Raw genomic sequence first — 22954 nt, 5'->3', positions numbered from 1 at the left:
TTGCAACATGCGCCATTACTAATTACCCCCGGGTCCGCCGCGCAACGCAATCTTCCCAGGCCCTGGGAAGACGTCCCGGGTCGGCCCTCCCGTCAACGCGGGGTGCCGGCGCAGGAGGCCGGGGCCTTCCAGTCGCGCAGGGCGGAGAGGACGCCGTCCTGCGTCTTCGTCACGCCCTCCGGGGCATCCACGTGGTTCACCGTCGTCGGGCGGGTGAAGTCGAGCGCGTCGAGCGGCGCGGGGCGCTGGGGGCAGCCCTCGACGAAGGTCTTCTCCAGCGCCTCGACGAGGTGGTCCGCGTGGTTCTCCTCGGGAGACGAGGACTCGGGCCAGGTGAACTCACCCCCCAGGGGCTCCGCCCGGTCCGGGGGGAACCAGGACCAGGTGATGCGCGTCTGCCCGGAGTTGCCCCAGACGGAGCCACCCTCGACGCCGCCAGGGATGCCGAAGGGCACGTCCTCGCCCGCCCGCCACTCGAGGGAGAGGCCCTCCGGGACGGGGCGCCGCACGGCGCGAGGCCGCCCGGTGAGCTCGGCCTCGCCGTCGAGCAGGAGCACCCAGGTCAGCTCCTGGAGCTGCTCGGGCGGCAGCCGGCCCGTCTGGACGCGCGGGCGCCGGGCCGCGTCCGTCTTCGCGGCGTCCACGCGCCCCTCGTGTCCGGGGTCCTCGCGCAACACCAGGTCCGAGCAGCTCTGGGAGATCCACGCGGTCCCCGTGCCCAGGTGGTAGGCGCGCACCTCGTCACAGAACGCGTAGTGGCCGCGGCGCCCCCGCAGCACGAGCCACCCATCACGGGGCGCGCGCATCCGGACCAGGGGCATCCGGTACGAAAAGTCGGTGTGCCCGGCCACGCATATCCGCCAGGCCATGTAGCGCCAGCGCGCCGCCTTCTTGCGGGCGAACTTCTCGCACTCGGCCCACATGGGCTTGTGGGAAGGGTCCGCCGAGATGCGGGACTCCGCGCGCTTGCCGGGCAGGAAGGCCTCGTCCAGGCGGGCGAACCACGGCGCAGTCTCCCGCGCGCAGTCGACGTCCTCCACCGCGCACAGCAGCGTCCGCAGCCGGTGGTCCTCGGGCACCTGCCCGCGCGCCAGCACCTCGCGCACCTCCGGCGGCAGCACCACCACGCGCGCGCCGGGCCCGCCCAGCTCCAGGTACGACGCCGCCCACTCGCGTCCGCCATCCCGCCACCAGGCCGCCAGTTGGCTGGAGAGGACCCCCTTCTTCGGGCGCTGCTCGGTCTCCTCGCGGCTCAGCGCGAAGCAGCGCGACGCCAGGGTCTCCTGGAGCGCCGCGAAGGCCTCCTCCGCGTCCGCGTCGTCCGCGAGCGTCCCCAGCCGCGCATCCAGGGCCGTGAACCGCTCGCGCGCGGCGGTCCACTCCGGCGTGTCCCGCTGGCAGGGGACGAAGACCTTCTCGGACGGTGCAGGCTTCGCGGCGAGGACCACACCCAGGGTGAGCAGGGGCAGGAACATGGGTCCGGCAGAATCGCGCAACCCGCCCCCGGGAAGCCAGGGCCCGAAGGGGCGCCCGGGAGATAATCGTCACCGCGTTGCACATCTGGTGGACATCGGGCCGCGCGCGCCCGTTGAGGTGCTCCGGGCTTGATGCTAACGAGGTGGTCGCCCATGCCACGCATGACGACCATCGAGCTCCACAAGGAAGAGATGAAGTTCTCGGCGGGGCACTTCACCATCTTCTCCGCCACGGAGCGCGAGAACCTGCATGGCCACAACTTCACCGTCTACGTCGCGATCACGGGCGAGGTGACGGAGAACGGCATGCTCTCCGACTACAAGCCCATGAAGCGCGCCATCATCGCGCGCTGCCAGGCGTGGAACGAGACGTTCATGCTGCCGGGCCGCTCCCCCCACCTGCGCCTGGAGACGGACGCGAAGGGCGACGTGACGGCGCACTTCAACGGGGAGACGCTGCGCTTCCTCCAGCGCGACATCACCGTGCTGCCCGTGGAGAACGTGACGCTGGAGGAGCTGGCGCGCGTCTTCGGCGAGGAGCTGGTGGGCGACGGCGCGGGGCTGCGGCGCGACCGCGTCTCGCGGCTGGTGGTGAAGTGCGCCTCCGGCCCCGGCCAGTGGTCGTCGTGGGAGTGGTCGGGACATGACTGACTGGGCCATCGTCACGGGGGCCAGCCGGGGCATCGGACAGGCCATCGCCGCGCGCTTCCGCCAGGAGGGCTGGGGCGTGGTGACGTTGTCACGCAACCCCTGCCTCGTGCCGGGCGTGGTCGACGTCAACGTGGACCTGGCCGCGCCGGGTTGGGAGGGCCCCGTCACCTCCGCGCTGCGCGACGCGCTCGGCGCGGCGACGGGCCGGGTCTGCCTGGTGCACAACGCGGCGCTCTACGCGCACGACGACGCGCTGTCGCTCGACGCGGCCCACCTGCGCCAGGTGCTGGAGGTCAACGTCGTCGCGCCCGCGCTGCTCAACCGCCTGACGCGGGAGTACCTGCGCGAGGGCTCCTCCATCCTCTACGTGGGCTCCACCCTGTCGGAGAAGGCCGTCCGGGGCGCGGCGTCCTACGTGACGTCGAAGCACGCGCTCGTCGGGTTGATGCGCGCCACCTGCCAGGACCTGGCCGGCACGCGCGTCCACACCGCCTGCGTATGCCCCGGCTTCACGGACACGGAGCTGTTGCGCTCGCACCTGGGCGGCAGCCTGGAGGCGCTCGCCCTGGCGAAGAGCAAGACGACCTTCGGCCGGCTCATCACCCCGGCGGAGATCGCCGACATCGTCTGGTTCTGCGCGGGGACGCCGACGGTGAACGGCGCCGTCCTCCACGCCAACCTGGGTCAGGTGGAGACCTGACCCGCGGGCGTCACCCCTCCACGGGGTAGACGACACACTGGGACGTGCACGTCTCCGAGACGCGGATCTTCACCACCTTCGCGGTGGGGAAGGTCAGCCGCTCGAAGAGCCAGCCGGCCAGCAGCTCGCTCGTCGGGTTCTCCAGCCCCGGCACCTCGTTCAGCAGCCGGTGGTCCAGCTGCGCGTGCAGCGGCTGCCAGGCGGCGTTGAGCTCGGCGAAGTCGACGATCCACCCGAGGTGGGGGTCCACCGGACCGCGCACGGTGATTTCGATGCGGTAGCTGTGCCCGTGCACCCGCGAGCACTTGTGACCCACGGGGACGTTTGGAAGGCGATGCGCGGCCTCGAACGTGAACTCCTTCGAGATTTCCGTCACCAACGAGACTTTCTTCGAGACAGGCTCCATTGGAGGCGCCTTGTACCCGGTGTCCCTGGCGTGCGTCGAGCCAAGACGCAGCCAGGGCTCCCCTCCCCGCCTACGGACGGGCGGCCGCGAGGATGTATCGCGGCAGCAATTCCTCCCGGAACGTCTTCCAGATGTTGAACTGGGCGTAGTTGGCGCCGGTGAACACCACCGTCAGGTCCAGCTCCGGCACCACCATGACGTACTGGCCGCCGTTGCCGCCCGCCTCGTATTCCGCGTACACGCGCCCTCCCACCCGCAGCTCGTGACGCCACCACGCGTAGCCGTACGTGCGGCCGGGCTCCATCTCCGAGTGCTTCGCGACGGAGCGCTCGACCCACTGCCTGGCGACCACGCGCTGGCCGTTCCACACCCCGCCCGCCAGGTACAGCTGCCCCAGCTTCAGCGCGTCCCGGGGGCGCAGGGACAGGCCGCCGCCCAGGTACGCCTCGCCGTCCGGCATCAGGTTCATCGCGTAGTGGCGGATGCCCAGCGGCGACGCCAGGGTGCGCAGGAAGTGCTCCGGCAGCCACGTCCCCGTGGCGTTGCGCACCACGCCTCCCAGCAGGTTGATGCCCGCCGAGCAGTACACCGCCTTGGGCTCCCCCGGCGCCCGCCCCATGGGGAGGTTCAGCGTGTACGTGTACCAGTCCCCCTCCTGGCTCTGGAGGGTGTTCTCGTTGCCGGGCGACTCGTCGTCGTTGTCGTCGCAGTCGAAGCCGGACGTCATCGTCATCAGGTGCTCGACGGTGAGCTTCGCCTTGCGCGGGTCCAGGGGCCCGGCGGCGGTGTACGCGGGGAACTGCGGATACACGGGCGTCTGGGGACCGAGCTTCGCGCCCTGCTGGATGGCGGTGCCCACCAGCATGGGCGCCACCGTCTTCGACGCCGAGCGCAGGTCGTGCAGGCGCGCCTGGTCGAAGCCGTGGAAGTACTCCTCCACCACCAGCTTGCCGTGCCGGGCGATGAGCAGCCCCTGGATGACGGGCGTGGGCTGGGGGCCCGGCTGCGTGTCGAGGATGCGCTGGATCAACTGGGCGATGGGCGCCGGGTCCATCTTCACGTCCGCGAGCGACGCCGTCGCCCAGCCGTCCGAGTCCGCCACCGGCACCGTGTACGCGTAGGGCGCGGCCGGCGTGCGCGGGTAGAGCCCCACCGCCTGGTTCCGGTCGCGCTTCGTGAAGGCCACGTGCCCCAGGAAGAAGATGGGCACCGTCAGCCGGCCGAGGCGCTCGTCATACGTGCCCTCGAAGACGGTGGGGCCGCGCGGGTCCTCGAGCTTCACGGCGCCGCCGTTCATCGTGACGTTGAACGCGAACTGCCGGCCGAAGCCCTTCTCCGGGTCCCTCAGGTACGCGCCCAGCGAGCCATCCGGCCGCGCGTACACCGTGAGGTACAGCGTGAGGCGGTCCGCCCAGGGGGTGACGTCCCCCCGCCACACGCCCTTGCGCAGGGCCCGCAGCTCCACGGGCGTCGCGTACTGGACGCCCCCCGTCAGGACGCGGGGCTGCACCCAGTGCCCCAGGATCCGCCGGCCATCCGGCGACACCGTCGCGCGCAGCTCGCCCTGCCCTCCGGGCAGCGTCACGGTGAGCGTCGACTTCTCCAGCCGCCCGGGCGCCTCGAAGCCCGCGATGCTCGCCCGCCACGCGTCGCCCTCCCGGGACACCGTGAGGGGCCCCCGGGCCTCGGGGCCGTTGGTGATGTCCCCGGCCCACACGCCCACCAGCTTCTGGGCGGGGTCCGGGGCTGGGGCCGGGGCGGGCCCAGGCGGCTCCGCGTGGGCGACCGGGGGCAGGGACAGCAGGGCCAGGAGTGCGCCCAGGGAGAGGCAGACCGTGGAGGGGTTCACGGAGGAGGGGTCCTTGGAGGGAGGCCGGGTGTGACCGCTCCCCTGCTACGTCCAGGGCCGACCGTCATTGCATCTGGGTTGCAGCTCGTGCAGTCCGGGCGGACTATCCTGGGTTTCATGGACCCCCAGGCCCGGATGGCCGGCCCCCCCGCGGGGGTGCTGGCGGGAGGACGGCTTCGCTTGCAGGCGGCCCCGGGTGCGCGTAGCGATGGCGCCTCGGACGCCAGGCGGCCCGCTCTCGCATGAAGCTCTCCCTCGCCACCCGCATCTTCCTCGGCTACGCGGTGGTGCTCGTCACCTTCGGGCTGGTGTCCCTGTTCAGCGTGGCGGAGCTGCACCGCAACCGGCTGGAAATCCGGCTCGTCAGCCAGGGCTACCTCCAACTCTCCCAGGACGCGGCGGAGATGGAGATGAACCACGCCAACCAGCAGAAGAACACGGCGCGGGTGTTGGAGGAGGACAGCCCGGAGACCCGCCGCGCCATCATCCGGCTGGCGCGCATCTACGTCCCCACCACGCTGATGACGCAGCGGCTGGCCAACGCGCGCAAGCGCGCCGAGGAGGTGCGCGCGGAGGCCCCCGCGAGCGAGGTGCCCTTCATCCGGGAGCTGGAGGCGCGCATGGTGGAGCTGGACTCGCGCTACCAGGAGTACGGTCGCGCCGCGGAGAGTGTCTTCTCCGCGCTGAGCACCCAGTCCCCGGACAAGCTGGAGGTGGACCGCGCCACCGCGGACGTGCTGTCCATGGAGGACGCCATCGGCCGCGAGCTGCGCCTCTTGCGCCTGGCCCTCTCCAACCGCATCCGCGAACGGGTGGACGGCGCCGAGGAGCGCGAGCGCCAGACGGGCCTGGCCATCATCAGCCTGTCGGTCGCCGCCATCCTGCTGGGGCTGGGCGCCACCGCGTGGAGCGCGCGCACGCTGCGCCCGGTGCGCACGCTCATCGAGGGGGTCTCCCGCATCGCCCGGGGCGACTACAACGCCCAGCTGGGCGTGCGGGGTGACGACGAGGTGGCCGTGCTCGCGCGCGAGTTCGACCAGATGGCCCGCTCGCTCCAGGCGCGCGAGGCCCAGCTCAAGGCCCAGGCGGAGGCGCTGATGCGCGCCGAGCAGTTGGCCGCGGTGGGCCGCATCTCCGCGCAGATCGTCCACGAGGTGCGCAACCCCCTGTCCTCCATCGGACTCAACGTGGAGCTGCTCCAGGACGCGGTGGAGCAGGCCCGGTTCGACTCCACCGAGGAGGCCCGCGAGGTGAACCACCTCCTGTCCGCCGTCACCCACGAGGTGGACCGGCTGGCGGACGTCACCGAGCAGTACCTGCGCATGGCCCGCCCGCAGCGGCCGGACCTGGACCCGCGCGACGTCACGGCGGTGCTGGACGGCGTGCTCGACTTCACGCGCGAGGAGTTGGAGCGCGCGGGCGTGGAGGTGGTGCGCCAGTTCGCCCCGACCACGCCGGCGGTGCTCGCGGACGAGGGGCAGTTGCGGCAGGTGTTCCTCAACCTGCTGCGCAACAGCCGCGAGGCGATGCCCCACGGCGGGCAGCTCACCATCGCCACCCGCCCCCTGGAGCAGGACGTGGAGGTGACGGTGCGCGATACCGGACAGGGGATGACGGCCGAGGTGCGGGAGCACCTGTTCGAGCCCTTCTTCACCACCAAGGAGGGGGGCACGGGCCTGGGACTCGCGGTGAGTCAGCAAATCCTCCAGGCCCACGGGGGCTCGCTCTCCTGCCAGAGTATTCCCGGCCAGGGGACGGCCTTCGTGTTAAGGCTTCCCCGCGCATGAGCTTCACATCGTATCGGGACGTGCTGCCCAGCGGGCTGCGCGTCGTCACCGTCGAGACGCCCCACCTCCACACCGCCCTGCTCGCCATCTACGTCCGCACGGGCAGCCGCCACGAGGCGGCCGCCAACAACGGCGTCAGCCACTACCTGGAGCACCTGTTCTTCCGCGGCAGCGAGGGCTGGCCGGACACCGTGCGGATGAACGCCGCGGTGGAAGAGGTGGGCGGCAACCTCAACGGCGTCACCACCCGGGACCACGGGTACTACTACACGCCTTTGCACCCCGCCCACCTGCGCGTGGGCCTGGACATCCTGGGCGACATGCTCACCCGCCCCCGCCTGACGGACATGGAGGTGGAGCGGCAGATCATCCTCGAGGAGATGCTGGACGAGGTGGACGACAAGGGGCGGGACATCGACCTGGACAACCTGTCCAAGCGCCTGCTCTTCCCGGACCACCCGCTGGCGCTGAAGATCGCCGGCACGCGCGAGTCCGTCACCGCGCTGAAGCACGCGCAGGTGCTGGAGCACTTCGCGCAGCACTACGTCACCGGCAACCTGGTGGTCACCGCCGCGGGCCGCGTGCGCCGCGACGAGGTGCTGGAGCTGACCGAGCGCGCCTTCGCGCGGCTGCCCAAGGGCCCGGCCAGCACCGAGGCCCCGCCCCCCGACGCGCTGCCCGGCCCCCGGCTGCACTTCGTCTCCCACGACGAGTCGCAGACGGAGTTCCGGCTGAGCTTCCGCACGGTGCCGGAGCAGCACGACGACTACGCGGCGCTGCAGATCATCCGCCGGGTGCTGGACGACGGCCTGTCGTCGCGGCTGCCGTTCGAAATCGTGGAGAAGCGCGGACTGGCGTACTCCGTCAACGCGTCGCTGGACGCGTACCACGACGCCGGCATCTTCGAGATCGAGGCCGCCAGCGCCCCGGAGAAGGCCTCCCAGGTGGTGTCCGAGGCCTTCCGCGTGCTGGCCGCGCTGTGCGACGAGGAGATCGGCGAGGAGGAGCTGGGCCGCGCCAAGCGCCGTCACCGCATGCTGCTGGAGTTCTCCCAGGACTCGCCGGGAGAGCTGGCCGGGTGGTTCGGCGGCACGGAGCTGTTCCGCCTGCCTGAGACCTTCAGCCACCGGGCGGACCTGGTGGACTCGCAGACCGCCGCGCGCGTGCGCGAGGTGGCCCGGCGCTACTTCCGCCGGGAGAACCTCACGGTGGTGGCGGTGGGGCAGCGCAAGGGCCTCAAGGCGCTGGAGCGCGTGGTGGAGGAGGCCCCGGGCCTGCCCGGCGCCCCCGCGCTGAAGGCGGCCAGCGGCCGCCGTGGGTGAAGTCCGGCAGGAGGCCCTTCGCGACCGCCGCCGCGCGGCTGGAACGAAGGGCCATGTGCCTGGATGCGGGGCCCGCCCTCCCCGCTCCGGCGCCGTTCAGAAGGAATAGCTGAACGTCACGCCGGAGTAGGCCCTGTACGCGTTGATCATGATCCAGTACTTGCCCGCGGTGGGTCGCGCCGTGACGGTGCACACCTCCGTGTTGCCTCCCGTGAACGGACGGCAGTCGTAGAGGTTCTTCGTCGGCGCCGCGCCGAAGCGGACATACAGGTCCGCGTCCCCCGTGCCTCCGCCGATGGTGAACAGCGTGGTGGTGTATGCGCCGGCACTCGCGCAGTAGTACCGGTTCGAGTTCAGCACGCCGCTGAGGTTGGTCACCGTGCCGCTGAACGGGGGAAGGGTCGTGCAGAACACCGGGAAGTTGAGGGGGATGTACACGACCTGCCACGCCAGACTCACGGACTCCACGACGGCCGCGCTGTAGCCGAGCGCCTGCGCCGCGTACTCGGTATAGGTCTTGGCCTGCTCGAAGGTCGTGCTGGAGGTGAAGTAGTCCGTGTTGGCCTTGTAGAAGATGCGAGCGGCGGCCTCGACGCCAATGCCCGGGACTTCGATCGTCGAGCGTCCGCGCGGATGCACGCCGCCGGTGGCCAGCAGCTTGAACGCCAGGTTCGGGATGCCCGAGCCGTAGTGCACGTCGGTGCTGGACGAGTAGTCCTCGTAGGAGTCCAGCGAGGCGCCGTCCAGGGCCGGGTCGTCCATGTACCGGAGGGCGTCATTCGGCGTGGCGGGGGTCCAGATGTCCTCGCCAATCTTCCAGACGTCCGGGCCCGTGGACCACGAGGTCGTCCAGCTCTCGCACGTGGCGGCGAAGATGTCCGACAGGGACTCGCTCAGCGCGCCGGATTCGCCGGCGTAGACGAGGCCGGACTCGAAGTCCGTCACCGCGTGGGTCAGCTCGTGGACCACCACGTCCAGGTCCGTGCACAGCGGCCCGGAGTTGACGCCGTCTCCATCCCCGCACACGAGCTGCGTGCCGTCCCAGAAGGCGTTCACGTAGTTGTTGGAGTAGTGCACGGTGCTGCTGAGCGCGTGGCCCGCGTCGTCATACGAGTCACGCCCGAACAGGGTGCTGAAGCAGTCGTACGTGGTTCCCAGCACGTCGAAGTGGCTGTCCACATAGGCATCCCCCGTGGCCCCCTGGCCCTCGCTGCGCCTGAGCGTCCCCGGAAGGCTGGTGCCGTTGTTCGCGCTGTACACCTTGCGGTTGAGCAGCGCGTGGATCTCCGGCACACGCAGGACGATGGCGGTATCCATGGCGTCCACGTAGACGCGGTCGCGCAGAGGGAGGGCGGTGTGCTTGCCCGTCACCCGTACCTCCCAGGCCAGGCGCAGCGAGTCCTTCTCGGTCGCGCGGACGTAGACGAGGCGGGGCACGCCCTCCAACGCGCTCGCGCCCGGCGTCTTCCTCAAGGCCACCTGCTGGGCGGCCTCCGGAGCGATGCCGGGCTTGGACGACACCTGCTCTCCATCCCGCGCCGAGCCGTTCACCGCGTACACCTGGCCAGACGCGTCCAGGTGCACCACCAGCTCACCTCCCAGCACCGACAGGCCCTCCTTGGTCTGCGCGTACCGCAGATGGGTGCGGCCCTGGGCGTCCCGCGAGATTCGCTGGGGCACGAGGTCGCGCGCGTCCAGACGGAACGACGGGGCGATGCGCTCCAGCGCCGGGCTCACCAGCGCGTGGGCCTGCCACGCCGTGACGCCCGCGAGGGCCTGCCCCACACCGCCCAGCTCGCCATGGATCATGTACGGCACGCCGTCAGGATGTGAGCCCAGGACCTGGACGTCGGGGAACACGCTGAGCGCCGTCGCGATGTCCTGGAGGCGGGCGTCGCTGGTGAGGACCCGCCCCTCCGTCTGCGATGCGTCGGTCTTCGAGGCTTCTGCTCGTGGAGCCTCGGAGGGTTCGAGGGCTCCGGTGCCACATCCCGAAAGCGAGAGCGACAGACATGCGGCGAGCCAGCGGTTGCTGCGCATCATGGTCTACCCCTTTTGCAAGACACGATGGATTGCGTGCACGTGACAGACACGCGAGCTGCCACGACCGCCATCGTGAAGACGCCGCCCCCCTCGTCGGGCGTCTCTTCTGGAGTCGAGGCCGCAAAACGCAAAGCTCGTGCAATGCTCCCCCGGTTGGCAATTCACTAGAATTAGGGAGGAGGACGGCCGCGGTCCGCGACCCAAGGCCCTTCGGGGTCGATTCGCCGGCGCTTCGCGTGAGGCATGGGCGTGCCCTCGTCGTCCTCCGTGCGCTGGGTGGTGAGGGGATTCCAGGCGATGGACAAGGGGCGGCGGCGGCACATCAGGTGCTGGCCCGAGAGAAAATCCAGGGCAGTCAGCTGGTGCTTGAACGAGTCGCCGACGAGCGCCGTCCCGAACGTGGCCTCCCGCTTACCCGTGGGAGGGTTCAGGGCATCAGGGTCGTTCCCGGACGGGCGAGATAGGCGACCGCTTCGACCTCTCCCGCATTCCCGGCCGGTCCCTTGACCGCGGCCATGAAGGGGCCATCCCACGTGGCCACGTCATCGACGAGTCGGTCGCGGATGAACTTCTGGAAGGACTCCAGGCTGGGGTGTGACATCTCGAGCCGGCAGATGGAGCTTCGGCACTCCATCGAGACGATGCGCACGCCACGGGGGAGTTCGGCGCGCAGCCGCTCCGTCCGCTGCTCCGCGTCCCTTCTCCAGGTCGGGTCCACGCTCTCTCCGAAGAAGCGCGCATCGAGCCGGAGGACCGCGTCGTCTGGCGTTGCCTCGCGGGGCGGCGCCGCGGCGTCCTCCCGGGACGCCCCTGGTGGAGTAGCCCCCGCGCCCCCGGAGCCCACGCCGGCGGTCGCGGAGGGCTCCGCGCGAGGTCCCGAGAGCCGCGCTGCCTGGGCGGCGGCCTGGGCCTCCTGCGCCGTCCGCGTGGACTGGGCGACCGCGGCTTTCAACTCCCGGACCTGTGACTCCAGGGCCTGGAGCCCCGCGGCCTGCTCCTCCGAATCCCTCGCACGGGAGTCAGCCGCGCCGAGGAGTCGGTAGACTCCATAGGACAGCGCTCCGGTGAGGAGAATCCCTCCGACCCATGCTCCAATGCGTGTCATGCCGCTGCGCTCCAGGGGTTGTCGAATCACGTCGCTGTCCCGGGCGCATGAGCAGGAATCGCATGGCATGACGCCCGGGACCGAGGAAGAGCGAGGCGGAGTGCCCGCGACCTCATGGGCACTCCACGCTCACCTGGGACCGAATCCCGCGCCTGCTAGGCGTTGTAGTCGATGGAGATGACGAAGGCGCTCGGGTCGACGGAGCAGTTGACGTACAGATAGCCACCCGCCGGGATGTAGGCATCCGTCAGGGTGATGATCTGCGGCGTGCCGAAGCTCGTGAGCCACTTGCGGGCGCCCCCGTAGACGAGCGTCCCCTCGCGATTCATCCCGACCTCGGCGCAGCCGACGCTGTTCGCGGAGGACGCCCCCTGCGCCGCGACGTAGGCCGTCTTGTTGCCGACCGTGTCGACCGGCAGCGGGAACTCGAAGCTCTTTCGGGCCGTGCAGCCGTTGTACATGGTGCTGTAGGTCATGAGGAAACAGGCCCCGTCCGCCCAGACCGCGGGTCTGCCACTGCTGGCCGGGACGGCGCGCGCCATCACCGCGAAAGGCGCCAAGACAACCATCGTGAGGAATGCCTGGGTGAGCCGCTTCTTCATCATGTGTCGCTCCTGAGGGTCGATGTTGCGAGCACCAAACTCGTCCAATGCGACAAAGCTGGCAATTCGCTAGAACTAGGGAACACATCGACGGAGCAACGCGCTCGGAGGTCTCATGAAGGGTGCCCATCTGCGGAGTTCGCACGTGCGTGAGCTGGTGCGTCTCATCAACGAGACGCACGAGTTGCCAGCGGGACCCGGGGCGCGTCCCCGGCATCTGCTCTCCGGGATTTGTCGCATCCTCGGCTCGGACGCCGCGGTCTGTGTCAGGGAAGAGGACTTCAGGCCCGAGGGCACAGGCGCCTTCACGGCCACCGTCCTCGCCGGGTGGGGTACCGACAGACTGTCCGCGGTGCAGTCCCTCCAGCGGATGGGCAGCGCCTGCAATCCCGCCATCCGGGCATTGATGAGGCGACGTCCGGCCCCGGGTTCCGTCGTCACCGCGATGCGACGAGACCTCGTGGGAGACCGTGCGTGGTACTCCGCGCCCTATGTCGAGCACCACCTCCTCCCGACGGGACTCGATGACTCGGTCTACTCGGGACGCTGGTCGGAGCGACCAGGGGTCGTGCAGGGCATCGGCATCCACCGGGGGCGGAGCGGGCGCCGCTTCGACGCCGCGGAGCGGGAGCTGCTGAACCTCTTCCATTCCGAGTGCTGGGCCTTGCTCGGTCCGGTGGAGCAAGACGGAGATCGCCCGCAGGCTGACAGGCTCAGTCCGAGGGAACGGCAGACCCTGACGCTGCTGCTCCAGGGCCTGGGTGACAAGGACATCGCGGCGAGGATGGAGATCAGCCGCTTCACCGTGAACCAATACACGAAGTCCCTCTACAAGCACTTCGGGGTGCGGTCCCGGGCGGCGCTCCTCGCGTTGTTCCTGGAGCGGATGCACAAGGGCCCCGCGTGACGCTCACATGAAGGAGGCGTCACCGCGGGGCCGTCTGGACGCATCCGAGGCGAGGGCAACTGCCTGCGCCGAGCCGTGTCCTCCAGGGACGTGCGGACGTTCGGCCGCTCTCCCAAAGCCCTCCGCGGCGTCGTCCCGGTCGAACGGTCCGCGGGCCGCGCCGCCCCTCGGGACGGCGGCCCGGGGACTGCCGAGGCCTCAGCCCTGGGTGGGCGTGGCGGAGGGGCCCGTTGGTCGCCACCGACCTAGGGCTGCCCGGCGTCCGCCACCGGCGCAGGAGCCGCCGCCTGGGTTGCCTGCGGCATCACGTCCTCGAGGCTCGTCGCCTGCACCATGCCGTCGTGGTAGACGACGCCATCGGCTGCGACGTCCTTGTCCCGGTACAGCCCCTGCTTCAGGTAGTTCTGCATGCCCCAGTAGAGGGTCGCGGCGGGCTGCTTCGGCATGACGAGTTCGCCGTTGTAGTACAGCTCGACGAAGCCGACCTCCTTGTCGGAAGACCACTTCACGTGCAGCACGAAGTCGAGCCACTTGCCGCGCTCCAGCGGCGCCTTCCAGAGGACGCGGTCATCCCGTCCCTCGACGCGCAGGTGGATGGTCTCGCCGCGCACGAAGAACTCCAGGGGCGGCGAGCCGCTGTTGCCGTCGTGGTGCCACTGCGTGAACAACTGCCAGGTATCCACGCTGGGGAAGTCCGGCGCGAACATCGTGCTCCACTTGTAGAAGTACTCCGTCCCTTCGGTCTCGTTGCCGAAGTGGAAGAACTCGTTGCGGTTGCCGCTCGCGTGGATGGGGTCGTCCCCCTGGTGCACCGTCGTCTTCAGGGCGAACCGGCCCTCGCGCACGGGGTCCTCGACGATCTGGAGCCGATCCGCCGCCACGGCGTCGCTGCCCGTCCACTGGGAGAGGTCTCCCGATTCGAAGTCTCCCTTCCACACGGGCGAAGCCCACGTCGTCAGGGGAAGAGCCATCATCAGGAGGGCAATCGTGCCTGCTCGCTTCATTCAAGTCCTTTCCGTGGTGCGTGAGTCAGCGATGCGTGATGCGTGAATGGATCAAGACACACCGCAACGGAGCCCTCTTCCCCGAAGTGGATCGACGGGGCGCGCCGCCCATGGGCTGCAGGGGCCACTGCTGGAGCAAGAGGGGCGCCCATCCCGGGCATGCTCGTCACCCAGCCAGGGGGCCGGGCACTGGGAACGAGGAAGGAACGGGCGCCCTTCGACGCGGCGGACAGGGAGAGGGGCTACCTGCGCCGAGCCGTGCCCTCCAGGTACGTGCGGAACGCCCCGCCGGGAGGCGCCACCTCGAACCTGACGAGGAGCGTGTCATCCGAGGTCCGCAGGTTCGTGAGCCTGAAACGAGGACCTCCTGTTCCCTCCGCCGTCACGAACTCCGCGCCCGGCGGCGAATCCAACGCGCGGACGCCGTACTGGATGACGTGCCCTTCGTTGTCGAAGTAGCTCGCCCGGACGACGCCCGGCTCCGCCACGTAGAGCACCACCAGGTCCTCGTGCTTGCCCTTCGGCGTGGAGGACACGTTGCGCCGGACCAGCACATGCCCCTGGACGTCCGCCTCGAACGTGAAGCGCCCCGCAGACGCTCCCGGCGAGCCTCCGCCCTCGGCGTCCCAGGTGCCCAACAGGAACGAATAGGGCTTCAGCTCACCCACCAACTCGGCGGTCTCCACGCGAGAAGGCGCCGGAGCCGGCGTCCCGGTCGCGCAGGCACACATCCCCTCGAGCATCAGGAGCCCCAGGGACCTCATGACGCGGCCCCCCTGCGAGGCGCCTGTCCGAAGCGCTGCGTGGCGAAGCCCACGATGAGCCCCAGCAGACCGCCCGGGAGCATGATCTGGAAGTAGTGGTGTTGGCCCTGGGCGTCGGGCGTCATCGCCGCGAAGTAGCTCAGCAGCAGCCCCAACGAGAGCCCCAACACGATACCAAGCGGAAGTGATTGCAACCTCCGAGCGACGAAGCCCATCACCAGCCCCGACACCAGGCCCTTGATGGTGGACCCGATGATGATCTGAGCCATCATCGGACCGGCCTCCGGATAGAAGAACGCAGAGAGACCATCCAGCAATCCGAGGACGGTCCCCAGCACGAGCCCCAACAACGGTTTCGACACGACATCCTCCCAGGCCCGATGCGCCATGCAGGGGCCTGCCCCTCCATTACGCGTCGGCATTTCTTCCTTTTTTCAGCGCCCCGCCGCGAGCAGCAACACCACACGCATGGCGAGGTACGCCAGCACCAGCAGGACGACCGTCCTGTTCCGGGACAGCAACCGCGTCACCACGTCCCACGGTGTCTCGCGGTAGGCGGCCACGGGCAGCCCGTCCAGGAACCGGCCCACCTCCGCGGCCAGTTCCCCGGCGGACGCGTACCGGTCCTCCGGACGCCGCGCCAGCGCCGCGCGGCAGATGGCCTCCAGCACTTTGGGTATGGAGGTGTCCCGCCCCCTGAGCCCGGGCGGCTCCGCACGGAGCACCCGCGCCACGACCTCTTCGGCCGATGCGCCCTCGAACGGCGGACGCCCCTCGAGCAAGAAGTAGAGGATGGCCCCCAGCGCATACACGTCCGTCCGCGCGTCCAGCGACGCGACGTCCCCGCGTGCCTGCTCCGGCGACATGTAGGACGGAGTCCCGAGGACCACCCCCTGGAGCGTCGGCACCTCGCCCGGCGGGAAGCCACCCTCCTGCGGACCTCCGGGCACATCCTCCTCGCGGCCCTGCCCCACCACGCGGGCCAGGCCCCAGTCCATCACCAGCGCCTCGCCGAAGGCCCCCACCATCACGTTCTGGGGCTTGAGGTCGCGGTGGATGACGCCGTGCGCGTGAGCGAAGGCCACCGCCTCGCAAATCTTGATGAAGAGCCGCAGCGCCTCCGGACGCGAGGGCCTCGTCTGCGCGAGCCATGCGTCCAGTCGCTGCCCCTCGATGCACTTCATCGCGTAGAAGACGCGACCATCGGGGAGCCTGCCCACGTCGTGGATGGGGACGATGTTCGGATGCTCCAGCCGGGCCAGGATGCGCGACTCGCGCCACAGGCGTGACTCCAGCGCGCCACCGTCATCAGGGGCGACGAGCACCTTGAGCGCCACGTCCCGTCCGAGCGCGGTGTCCCGGACCCGATAGACGCGCCCCATTCCACCAGCACCCAGGCGCCCCACGTATTCGTAGCGGGTCCCCGTCAGGTCGGGCAGCTCCGCCACCTCGCGCAGGTGCTCCAGAACCGAGTCGTCGAGCCACCTCACGGACGCGCCCCGCCCAGCAACAGCCGGGCCTCCTCCCGGAACTCCTCGTCCGTGGCGGTGAGCTCGCGCAGCTTGTCCAACACCACCGCCCGGAACCGGCGCCGCGTCTGGAACAGGTGGTTGGTTACATCCGTCACGGCGATACCGTACTCAGCGGCGAGCCGGGCATAGGTGGGACGGGCATCCGGGTCGCCCAGGACGTCGTACCGCTCGAATACGGTGAAGGCGAGCGACCTCCCTCGGGCCTCGCACTCATCCCGTAACGCATCGAGGGCCAGCGCGAACAGGCTCCGCGTCCACTCCTGCTCGAAGCACCGTTCGATGGACTCCGGGGCCACGGGCTCGAGGCGCGCGAGTTCGCCCTCCGCCAGCTCGAAGTCCAGCGAGAGCAAGGGGACACCGCCGCCGCGCTTGAGCCGCCCCTCGGATTGGACCTGGTTCGCAACGAAGCCGTCCAGACACGTCCGCAGGAAGGTGCGGAAGCGCGCCTTCGACGGGTGGTAGGCTTCGAAGAAGCCCTTGTCCATCGCCTGGGCGAAGAACCCCTGTGTCAGGTCCTTCGCGTCCTCGCGAGGCTTGCGCCACCGCAAACGCAGGTGCTTGTAGATGGGCTTCCAGTAGGCGGCGACGAGCACCTGCCAGGAGCGGTGACGCTCGGCGGCGTCCTCGCTCATGGCGCCTACGAGCGCCGACCCCATCGTCGTGGGGAAACGGGCGCGGGCACCACCGGCACCCGCGCCATGCGAGGAATCGAAGAGGGACATGAACCGGTGCCCCGCATTGGAGGCCACCCGCGCGCGCCCGTCCAGGGACGGACGGCGTTCGAACCCTCGCCCCCGAGCTTGGGAAGCGCTTGCCCTGCTCGCTCAGCGACGACCGCCACGGATGATGAGCGGCCCCTCGGACTTCTTCTTCGGCTTGGGGGCCACGGAGAGGAGCTGCTTCTTCACCTCCTGGTATTCGGTGTTGTCCGGGTCGCGCTTGATGGCCTCGTCGATGAGCTTCATCGCGCGGGTCATCTGCGTCTGGAGCTGGGCGGACAGCCGCGACAGCACGACCTTCTCCTCCAGGGAGGCCTCGCCCATGTCGAGCAGGCGCTCCAGCGAGGTGTAGGCATCCACCTTCCGGTCCGCCTCCAGGTACATCCGCCACAGCCGCCCGTGGACGGGCGAGAAGCGCGGGTCGGCGCTCAGCGCGAAGCGGTAGCTCTCCTCCGCGGACTTGCGGTCGTTCTGCTCCTCCTGAGCACGCCCCCGCACATAGAGCGCCCGGGCCAGGCGAGGCCGGAAGGTGAGCGCGCGGTCCACCAGCGACAGCGCGTCCTGGCGGCGGCCCTGCGCCAGCACCGTCTCCGCCATCCACGCCAGGGCCTCGGCGTTCTGGGGTTCGGAGTCCACCAGCGGCTTGAGCGCCGCCTCCGCGTCCGCCGCGCGCCCCAGCGCCAGCATGACGCGGGCGCGCAGCATGACGACGTCCGCGCGGTTGGCGTCCTTCGGCTCGATGGCCTGCAGGTCCGCCTCCGCCATCTGGGGCACGCCGCTGACGAGGAAATACCGGGCGCGCAGCAGCCGCGCGGCGGTGTGCGCGGGGTTGTTGCCCAGCAGCTTGTCCATGAGGTTGGCGGCGAGCAGCTCGTCGCCCTTCATCAGGAGGACCTCCGCCTCCACCGCCTTCGCCTCCGGGTCGTCCGGACTCTCGCGCAGCACGCCCTCGATGGTGGTGAAGGCGGCGTCCATCTGCCCGTCCTTCGCCTGGAGCCGCGCCAGCGCCAGCACGTCCGCGTTCGTCATCAGCCCGGAGTCACGCAGGGTGGTCAGGATGGTGAGGGCCTCCGCGGTGTTGCCGTTGCCCAGGTACAGGTCCGCCAACTGCTTCTGGATGTTGGGGTCCGTGCCGGGGATGATCGCCTCGGCCTGCTTGAGGGCCATGATGGCGGCGCCAATGTTGTTGCTCATCCGCTGGGCGTCCGCCATCAGCAGGTAGGGCTCCGAGCTGTCGGGCGCGGCCGTGGCGGCGCGCCGGATGGCCGCCAGGGCTGGGGCCGGCTGCCCGTTGGCCAGGTGGGACCTGGCCTCCGCGAGGGCGGTCTGGGCCTGTTGAGCACGGTTCTGGACGGCCGCCACCTCCGGTTCCTTGCAGGCAAGCGGGAGGAGGAGCGCCAGGGTCCACGGGAGCGGTCGAATTCGCCAGTGCATCGCTGAGCCGGAGGGTAGCGGATGTTATCCTCCGCCGTCGATGGACCCATTCGTTCGGCGCCTCGTGGAGAGGCTCCATGACCCCAGCAAGCCGCTGTCGCGCAACCGGCACTTCCACACCTTCGACACCCCCGAGGGGCGCATGGCCCTCAAGGTGTTCCGGCGGCTGCGCAGCCTCCAACGCGACATCCTCGCCTGCCAGGCGGAGGGCCGCCGGGCCCGCATCTTCCGGCACGTCAACCCGGCGGGAGACCACCGCATCGAGCTGACGATGGAGCGCGTCGCCGGGCGGCGCGTCTCCGTCCTCCAGGCCGCGGAGCTGGAGCTGCTCTCCGCCCTGCCCGGCGTCCGGGACGCCCTCGAGATCCTCGACGAGGCGGCCTGAGCCGACGAGGCCCCCGCGCCTCGCCCGCACACGGGATTCACCGTGAACCCCGGACCTCCGCCTGCCGTGGGGTCCCGCGGAGCCCGGAGGGGGTTCGCTCCGGGCCCCGTCGTCCGCTGGGAGGCCCCTACTCCGGTGGCCCCCGTCGGGGTGGTGGCGCCTGCTTCATCTGCTCGTATTCCTCGTCCGTGAAGACGCGGCTCCGGGTGAGGAAGCGCACGCCCAGGGGCGACTCCAGGCTGAAGCCCGCGCCCCGGCCCTTCACCACGTCCAGGGTGAGGTGGGTGTGCTGCCAGTACTCGAACTGCGCGCCGCCGATGTAGACGGGACAGCCCTCCACTTCACCCAGGAAGACGTCCCGCTGGCCGACGCGGAACTCCCCCTGGGGGTAGCACATGGGGGCGCTGCCGTCGCAGCAGCCGCCGGACTGGTGGAACATCAACGGCCCGTGTACGGCGCGCAGCGAGCGGATGACCTCGGCGGCCTCGGGCGTCACCGCCACCCGGGCCACCGCCTCCCGCCCTCCCGCACCGGGGCCGGCGCGGGTGTCGCTCATCAGAAGAACCCCAGGGCCTTGGGGCTGTAGCTCACCAGCAGGTTCTTGGTCTGCTGGTAGTGGTCGAGCATCTTCTTGTGCGTCTCGCGGCCGATGCCGGACTGCTTGTAGCCGCCGAAGGCCGCGTGCGCCGGGTACAGGTGGTAGCAGTTGGTCCACACGCGCCCGGCCTCGATGGTGCGGCCCGCGCGGTAGGCGGTGTTGATGTCGCGCGTCCACACGCCGGCGCCCAGGCCGTAGAGCGTGTCGTTGGCGATGTGCATCGCGTCGTCGAAGTCCTTGAACGTCGTGACGCTCACCACCGGGCCGAAGATCTCCTCCTGGAAGACGCGCATGCGGTTGTGGCCCTGGAAGACGGTGGGCGCCACGTAGTAGCCGCCCTTGAGGTCGCCGGGCAGTTGCACGCGCTCGCCGCCGGTGAGGACCTTGGCGCCCTCCTTCTTGCCGATGTCGATGTAGCCGAGGATCTTCTCCAACTGGTCGTTGGACGCCTGCGCGCCCAGCTTCGTGTCGGTGTCGAGCGGGTTGCCCGGCGCCACCTTCTTCACGCGCTCCAGCGCCCGCTCCATGAAGGCGCCGTAGATGCGCTCGTTCACCAGCGCGCGCGACGGACACGTGCAGACCTCGCCCTGGTTGAGGGCGAACATCGCGAAGCCCTCCATGGCCTTGTCGAGGAAGTCATCGTCCTTGGCCATCACATCCTCGAAGAAGATGTTGGGGCTCTTGCCCCCCAGCTCCAGCGTCACCGGGATGAGGTTCTCGCTGGCGTACTGGAGGATGAGCCGACCGGTGGTCGTCTCGCCGGTGAAGGCCACCTTCGCCACGCGGTTGCTGGACGCCAGGGGCTTGCCGGCCTCGATGCCGAAGCCGTTGACGACGTTGAAGACGCCCTCGGGGAGCAGGTCCTGGATGAGCTCGGTGAGCAGGAGGATGCCCGCGGGGGTCTGCTCGGCGGGCTTGAGGACCACGCAGTTGCCCGCGGCCAGCGCCGGCGCCAGCTTCCAGGCCGCCATCAGGATGGGGAAGTTCCAGGGGATGATCTGCCCCACCACGCCCAGGGGCTCGTGGAAGTGGTAGGCGACGGTGTCCGCGTCCAGCTCACCGGCGGAGCCCTCCTGCGCGCGGATGCAGCTGGCGAAATAGCGGAAGTGGTCGATGGCCAGCGGCATGTCCGCGGCGAGCGTCTCGCGGATGGGCTTGCCGTTGTCCCACGTCTCCGCGAGCGCGAGCAGCTCCAGGTTCTGCTCCATGCGGTCGGCGATCTTCAGGAGGATGTTGGCGCGCGCGGAGGGCGCCGTGCGGCCCCACGAGACTCGCGCCGCGTGCGCCGCGTCCAGCGCCAGCTCGATGTCCTCCGCGGTGGAGCGCGGAATCTCGCTGAAGACCTGTCCGGTGACGGGGGTGATGTTCTCGAAGTATTGGCCGCGCTTCGGCTCGACCCACTTTCCACCGATGAAGTTCTGGTAGCGGGACTTGAACTTCACCTTCGAGCCTGGCTGGTTCGGGGCGGCGTAGATCATGGACGCTCTCCTTCGTGGGCTGCGGGTGGGAACCGGCGCCCGCACAGGGCAACACGCGTGCCATCCACGCCCCATCGACGTCGCGGTGCGTCGTGTCGCGCCTTGCGACACTGTCGCGGACACAGGTGGCGCGGGGCGCGACACCGCGCGACACCTCCTCCACGCGTCAGGAGCGCGGGGGCATGGCGAGGCCGAAGCGCTCCACCATGCGGTAGAGCGTGCTGCGCGCGATGCCGAGCAGCCGCGCGGCCCGCGCCACGTTGCCGCCACTGCGGCTCAGCGCATCGAGGATGGCGCTGGCCTCCAGCTCTCGCAGCCCGACGGGCTCCGAGGCCTCTCGCGTCGGTGAGGGAGGAGGCGGCACGGGGGCTCCCGACAGGGGCGGCAGCGCCTCCACCTCCAGCACGTCCGCGCCCATGGCGCGCACCAGCGCCAGGCGGAGCACCGTCTTGAGCTCGCGCACGTTGCCGGGCCACGCGTGGGCTTGGAGTCGCGCGAGCGCCGAGGGGGACACGACGCACGGAGGGTGCCCGCCCTCCTGCGCGAGTGGAGGCACCAGCGCCCGCACCAGCTCCGGCAGGTCCTCGCGTTCGCGCAGCGGCGGCAACCGGAGGGTGGCGCCTTGCAGCCGGTAGTACAGGTCGCGGCGGAACGTGCCCTCGCGCACGGCGGCGTCGAGGTCCTTGCACGTGGCGCCGATGAGTCGGAAGCGCGAGTGCCGCACGCGCGACTCCCCGACGCGGGAATAGCCGCCATCCTCCAGCACGCGCAGCAACATCACCTGCAGGGCGGCGGGCATCTCCGCCAGCTCGTCGAGGAACAGCGTCCCGCCGTCCGCCGCCGCCAGCTTCCCGTCCGCGCCCGCCGTGCGGGCCCCCGTGAAGGCCCCTGGCGCATGGCCGAACAGCTCGCTCTCCAGCAGCGTGCTGGAGAGCGCGCCGCAGTTGACCGCGACGAACGGCCCGGACGCCATCGCGCTCGCGGCATGGACGGCGCGCGCGAGCAGCTCCTTGCCCGTGCCCGTCTCCGACAGCAGCAACACGGGCAACGCCGTGGGCGCATACCGCGCCGCCTCGCGGAGCGTGGCGCGCAGCCCCGCGTCACTCCCCTTCAGCGCGGCCCAGGCGTCGCCCTCCAGCGAGGGTTCGGTGCCATGCGGCCCCGGGACGGGCACACGCGCCAGCCGGGGCTCCAGCCGGACGAGCACCGCGAGCGGCGCGCCCGAGCCGTCCCCCACCGCCTCCGCGTGGACCCGCCAGCGCGCGCCCGCGCCGGGCAGCTCGGTCTCCACCGGCTCGCCGCGCATCGCCGCGTCCTTCAGCGTGCGCCACGACAACCCGAGCGCCCGGCCCGGGGTCGACTCCAGCCCCGGCTCCACGCCGAGCAGCAGCCGGGCCGCCCCGTTGAGGTGGCTGACGCGCCCCGGCGCCTCGACGAGCAACACCGGCGCGTCCTCGCGGGCCAGCCGGGACGCCAGCGCGCCTCGCGCCGTGGACGCGATGCGGGCCCAGGCCACCTCGCGCAGCCGCGCCTCCGCCGAGTGCGCGATGCTGGCCACCGTCATCAACACCAGCGGGTCCGCGTCGCTCGCGGGCCCGGTGATGTCCAGCACCCCCACGGGCTCGCCGAAGGGGTCCCGGATGGGCGCGGCGTAGCAGACGAGGCCATGGTGTCGCTGGGCATAGTGCGCCGGGCCCACCACCGCGACCGCGGAGCCCTCGGCGAGCGCGGTGCCGACGGCGTTCGTCCCCCGGCACGTCTCGTCCCAGCACGCGCCGGGCACCAGCCGCACGTAGTCCGCGTGGTCCCGGAAGTCGCCGCCGGAGCTGCGGGTGGCGAGGATGACGCCCTCGCGGTCCGCCAGCAGCGCCACGCGCCCCGACGGCAACGGCGTCGCGGCGAGCACGTCCAGGAGGTCCCGGACCTCGTGCCACACCGGCTCCATGCGCGCGCGCCGCTCCACGAGCGCGAGCGCGCCGACACTGGGCCCCTCTTCCGGCAGGCCCGTGCTCGGCGCCCCCAGCGCGCGTGAGCGCTGCCAGCGGGGCAGGATGGGGTGAGTCTCCACACGCGCATCCGGGGCCTCGTCGAACGCGCCGACGAGGAACTGCTCCCACAGATGCGCTGACGCGCTGAGGGTGAGCGCTCCCATGGGGGCGATTATTCGGCCAGGCCCCTCACCCTCGGCAACCC

Annotated in this window: 21 protein-coding genes; 6 read left to right on the top strand and 15 right to left on the bottom strand. The window is 70.6% G+C overall.

The window, feature by feature from the left end:
- Positions 1 to 92: 92 nt before the first annotated feature.
- Positions 93 to 1475 carry a hypothetical protein gene (locus LZ198_RS14350; protein WP_253972514.1) on the bottom strand — a complete coding sequence of 461 codons (1383 nt, stop codon included), beginning with the start codon at positions 1473 to 1475 and terminating at the stop codon, positions 93 to 95.
- Positions 1476 to 1628: 153 nt separating this feature from the next.
- Between LZ198_RS14350 and LZ198_RS14345 the strand changes: the two genes are divergently transcribed.
- Positions 1629 to 2126 carry a 6-pyruvoyl trahydropterin synthase family protein gene (locus tag LZ198_RS14345; protein WP_253972513.1) on the top strand — a complete coding sequence of 166 codons (498 nt, stop codon included), beginning with the start codon at positions 1629 to 1631 and terminating at the stop codon, positions 2124 to 2126.
- Positions 2119 to 2826 carry an SDR family NAD(P)-dependent oxidoreductase gene (locus tag LZ198_RS14340; RefSeq protein WP_253972512.1) on the top strand — a complete coding sequence of 236 codons (708 nt, stop codon included), beginning with the start codon at positions 2119 to 2121 and terminating at the stop codon, positions 2824 to 2826. The genes LZ198_RS14345 and LZ198_RS14340 overlap by 8 nt, the downstream gene beginning before the upstream one ends.
- 10 nt (positions 2827 to 2836) lie before the next feature.
- Here LZ198_RS14340 and queD read toward each other — a convergent pair whose 3' ends face one another.
- Both queD and LZ198_RS14330 read right to left on the bottom strand, forming a co-directional pair.
- Positions 2837 to 3232, bottom strand: coding sequence for a 6-carboxytetrahydropterin synthase QueD (gene queD / locus LZ198_RS14335; RefSeq protein ID WP_253972511.1), 396 nt, complete (start codon positions 3230 to 3232; stop codon positions 2837 to 2839).
- Between the two features lie 70 nt (positions 3233 to 3302).
- Positions 3303 to 5081 carry a serine hydrolase domain-containing protein gene (locus tag LZ198_RS14330; protein WP_253972510.1) on the bottom strand — a complete coding sequence of 593 codons (1779 nt, stop codon included), beginning with the start codon at positions 5079 to 5081 and terminating at the stop codon, positions 3303 to 3305.
- A gap of 242 nt (positions 5082 to 5323) precedes the next feature.
- Here LZ198_RS14330 and LZ198_RS14325 point away from each other — a divergent pair, with 242 nt between their 5' ends.
- A complete protein-coding gene (locus LZ198_RS14325; RefSeq protein ID WP_253972509.1) occupies positions 5324 to 6868 on the top strand; it encodes a sensor histidine kinase in 1545 nt (514 codons plus the stop codon).
- Positions 6865 to 8190, top strand: coding sequence for a M16 family metallopeptidase (locus tag LZ198_RS14320; protein ID WP_253972508.1), 1326 nt, complete (start codon positions 6865 to 6867; stop codon positions 8188 to 8190). The genes LZ198_RS14325 and LZ198_RS14320 overlap by 4 nt, the downstream gene beginning before the upstream one ends.
- Positions 8191 to 8286: 96 nt before the next feature.
- Here the strand turns inward: LZ198_RS14320 and LZ198_RS14315 are convergent, their stop codons facing one another.
- The 3 genes from LZ198_RS14315 to LZ198_RS14305 all read right to left on the bottom strand — a co-directional run bounded on the left by LZ198_RS14315 (position 8287) and on the right by LZ198_RS14305 (position 11943).
- A complete protein-coding gene (locus LZ198_RS14315) occupies positions 8287 to 10233 on the bottom strand; it encodes a M4 family metallopeptidase (RefSeq protein ID WP_253972507.1) in 1947 nt (648 codons plus the stop codon).
- Positions 10234 to 10660: 427 nt separating this feature from the next.
- Entirely contained in the window at positions 10661 to 11338 is a 678-nt protein-coding gene (locus LZ198_RS14310) for a hypothetical protein (RefSeq protein ID WP_253972506.1), read from the bottom strand.
- Between the two features lie 155 nt (positions 11339 to 11493).
- A complete protein-coding gene (locus LZ198_RS14305) occupies positions 11494 to 11943 on the bottom strand; it encodes a hypothetical protein (RefSeq protein WP_253972505.1) in 450 nt (149 codons plus the stop codon).
- Positions 11944 to 12055: 112 nt separating this feature from the next.
- Between LZ198_RS14305 and LZ198_RS14300 the strand changes: the two genes are divergently transcribed.
- Positions 12056 to 12847: a helix-turn-helix transcriptional regulator gene (locus LZ198_RS14300; RefSeq protein ID WP_253972504.1), complete on the top strand. Its 792-nt coding sequence runs from the start codon at positions 12056 to 12058 to the stop codon at positions 12845 to 12847.
- Between the two features lie 245 nt (positions 12848 to 13092).
- On the opposite strand, the gene LZ198_RS14295 is transcribed toward LZ198_RS14300, so the two are convergent.
- The 6 genes from LZ198_RS14295 to LZ198_RS14270 all read right to left on the bottom strand — a co-directional run bounded on the left by LZ198_RS14295 (position 13093) and on the right by LZ198_RS14270 (position 18228).
- The gene (locus LZ198_RS14295) at positions 13093 to 13851 is read right to left on the bottom strand and encodes a polysaccharide lyase (protein ID WP_253972503.1); all 759 of its coding nucleotides are present in this window, start codon (positions 13849 to 13851) and stop codon (positions 13093 to 13095) included.
- A gap of 242 nt (positions 13852 to 14093) precedes the next feature.
- Entirely contained in the window at positions 14094 to 14615 is a 522-nt protein-coding gene (locus LZ198_RS14290; protein WP_253972502.1) for a hypothetical protein, read from the bottom strand.
- Positions 14612 to 14977, bottom strand: coding sequence for a hypothetical protein (locus LZ198_RS14285; RefSeq protein WP_253972501.1), 366 nt, complete (start codon positions 14975 to 14977; stop codon positions 14612 to 14614). Before LZ198_RS14285 ends, LZ198_RS14290 begins: the two co-directional genes overlap by 4 nt.
- 72 nt (positions 14978 to 15049) lie before the next feature.
- Positions 15050 to 16105: a serine/threonine-protein kinase gene (locus tag LZ198_RS14280; RefSeq protein ID WP_253972500.1), complete on the bottom strand. Its 1056-nt coding sequence runs from the start codon at positions 16103 to 16105 to the stop codon at positions 15050 to 15052.
- On the bottom strand, positions 16102 to 16779 hold the full coding sequence (locus LZ198_RS14275; protein ID WP_253972499.1) for an RNA polymerase sigma factor: 678 nt from the start codon (positions 16777 to 16779) through the stop codon (positions 16102 to 16104). The genes LZ198_RS14280 and LZ198_RS14275 overlap by 4 nt, the downstream gene beginning before the upstream one ends.
- Before the next feature lie 192 nt (positions 16780 to 16971).
- Positions 16972 to 18228, bottom strand: coding sequence for a tetratricopeptide repeat protein (locus LZ198_RS14270; RefSeq protein ID WP_253972498.1), 1257 nt, complete (start codon positions 18226 to 18228; stop codon positions 16972 to 16974).
- A 112-nt stretch (positions 18229 to 18340) separates the two neighbouring features.
- On the opposite strand from LZ198_RS14270, the gene LZ198_RS14265 reads away from it, so the two are divergent.
- Positions 18341 to 18685, top strand: coding sequence for a hypothetical protein (locus tag LZ198_RS14265; RefSeq protein ID WP_253972497.1), 345 nt, complete (start codon positions 18341 to 18343; stop codon positions 18683 to 18685).
- 127 nt (positions 18686 to 18812) lie between these two features.
- Here the strand turns inward: LZ198_RS14265 and LZ198_RS14260 are convergent, their stop codons facing one another.
- From LZ198_RS14260 to LZ198_RS14250, 3 genes are all read right to left on the bottom strand, one after another.
- Complete coding sequence (locus LZ198_RS14260; RefSeq protein WP_253972496.1) at positions 18813 to 19241, bottom strand: DUF779 domain-containing protein; 429 nt, start codon at positions 19239 to 19241, stop codon at positions 18813 to 18815.
- Complete coding sequence (gene adh, locus LZ198_RS14255; protein ID WP_253972495.1) at positions 19241 to 20761, bottom strand: aldehyde dehydrogenase; 1521 nt, start codon at positions 20759 to 20761, stop codon at positions 19241 to 19243. Before adh ends, LZ198_RS14260 begins: the two co-directional genes overlap by 1 nt.
- 166 nt (positions 20762 to 20927) lie before the next feature.
- A complete protein-coding gene (locus LZ198_RS14250; RefSeq protein WP_253972494.1) occupies positions 20928 to 22913 on the bottom strand; it encodes a sigma-54-dependent Fis family transcriptional regulator in 1986 nt (661 codons plus the stop codon).
- Between the last annotated feature and the right edge of the window lie 41 nt (positions 22914 to 22954).

It is taken from the genome of Myxococcus dinghuensis (assembly GCF_024198235.1).
Taxonomy (GTDB): domain Bacteria; phylum Myxococcota; class Myxococcia; order Myxococcales; family Myxococcaceae; genus Myxococcus; species Myxococcus dinghuensis.
This window is presented reverse-complemented; position numbering and strand designations above follow the sequence as displayed.

Excerpts from the sequence above, each read along its gene's own strand:
- LZ198_RS14350 (WP_253972514.1), bottom strand. The coding sequence starts at position 1,475 with ATGTTCCTGCCCCTGCTCACCCTGGGTGTGGTCCTCGCCGCGAAGCCT.
- LZ198_RS14345 (WP_253972513.1), top strand. The coding sequence starts at position 1,629 with ATGCCACGCATGACGACCATCGAGCTCCACAAGGAAGAGATGAAGTTC.
- LZ198_RS14340 (WP_253972512.1), top strand. The coding sequence starts at position 2,119 with ATGACTGACTGGGCCATCGTCACGGGGGCCAGCCGGGGCATCGGACAG.
- queD (WP_253972511.1), bottom strand. The coding sequence starts at position 3,232 with ATGGAGCCTGTCTCGAAGAAAGTCTCGTTGGTGACGGAAATCTCGAAG.
- LZ198_RS14325 (WP_253972509.1), top strand. The coding sequence starts at position 5,324 with ATGAAGCTCTCCCTCGCCACCCGCATCTTCCTCGGCTACGCGGTGGTG.
- LZ198_RS14320 (WP_253972508.1), top strand. The coding sequence starts at position 6,865 with ATGAGCTTCACATCGTATCGGGACGTGCTGCCCAGCGGGCTGCGCGTC.
- LZ198_RS14315 (WP_253972507.1), bottom strand. The coding sequence starts at position 10,233 with ATGATGCGCAGCAACCGCTGGCTCGCCGCATGTCTGTCGCTCTCGCTT.
- LZ198_RS14310 (WP_253972506.1), bottom strand. The coding sequence starts at position 11,338 with ATGACACGCATTGGAGCATGGGTCGGAGGGATTCTCCTCACCGGAGCG.
- LZ198_RS14305 (WP_253972505.1), bottom strand. The coding sequence starts at position 11,943 with ATGATGAAGAAGCGGCTCACCCAGGCATTCCTCACGATGGTTGTCTTG.
- LZ198_RS14300 (WP_253972504.1), top strand. The coding sequence starts at position 12,056 with ATGAAGGGTGCCCATCTGCGGAGTTCGCACGTGCGTGAGCTGGTGCGT.
- LZ198_RS14295 (WP_253972503.1), bottom strand. The coding sequence starts at position 13,851 with ATGAAGCGAGCAGGCACGATTGCCCTCCTGATGATGGCTCTTCCCCTG.
- LZ198_RS14290 (WP_253972502.1), bottom strand. The coding sequence starts at position 14,615 with ATGAGGTCCCTGGGGCTCCTGATGCTCGAGGGGATGTGTGCCTGCGCG.
- LZ198_RS14275 (WP_253972499.1), bottom strand. The coding sequence starts at position 16,779 with ATGAGCGAGGACGCCGCCGAGCGTCACCGCTCCTGGCAGGTGCTCGTC.
- LZ198_RS14265 (WP_253972497.1), top strand. The coding sequence starts at position 18,341 with ATGGACCCATTCGTTCGGCGCCTCGTGGAGAGGCTCCATGACCCCAGC.
- LZ198_RS14260 (WP_253972496.1), bottom strand. The coding sequence starts at position 19,241 with ATGAGCGACACCCGCGCCGGCCCCGGTGCGGGAGGGCGGGAGGCGGTG.
- adh (WP_253972495.1), bottom strand. The coding sequence starts at position 20,761 with ATGATCTACGCCGCCCCGAACCAGCCAGGCTCGAAGGTGAAGTTCAAG.
- LZ198_RS14250 (WP_253972494.1), bottom strand. The coding sequence starts at position 22,913 with ATGGGAGCGCTCACCCTCAGCGCGTCAGCGCATCTGTGGGAGCAGTTC.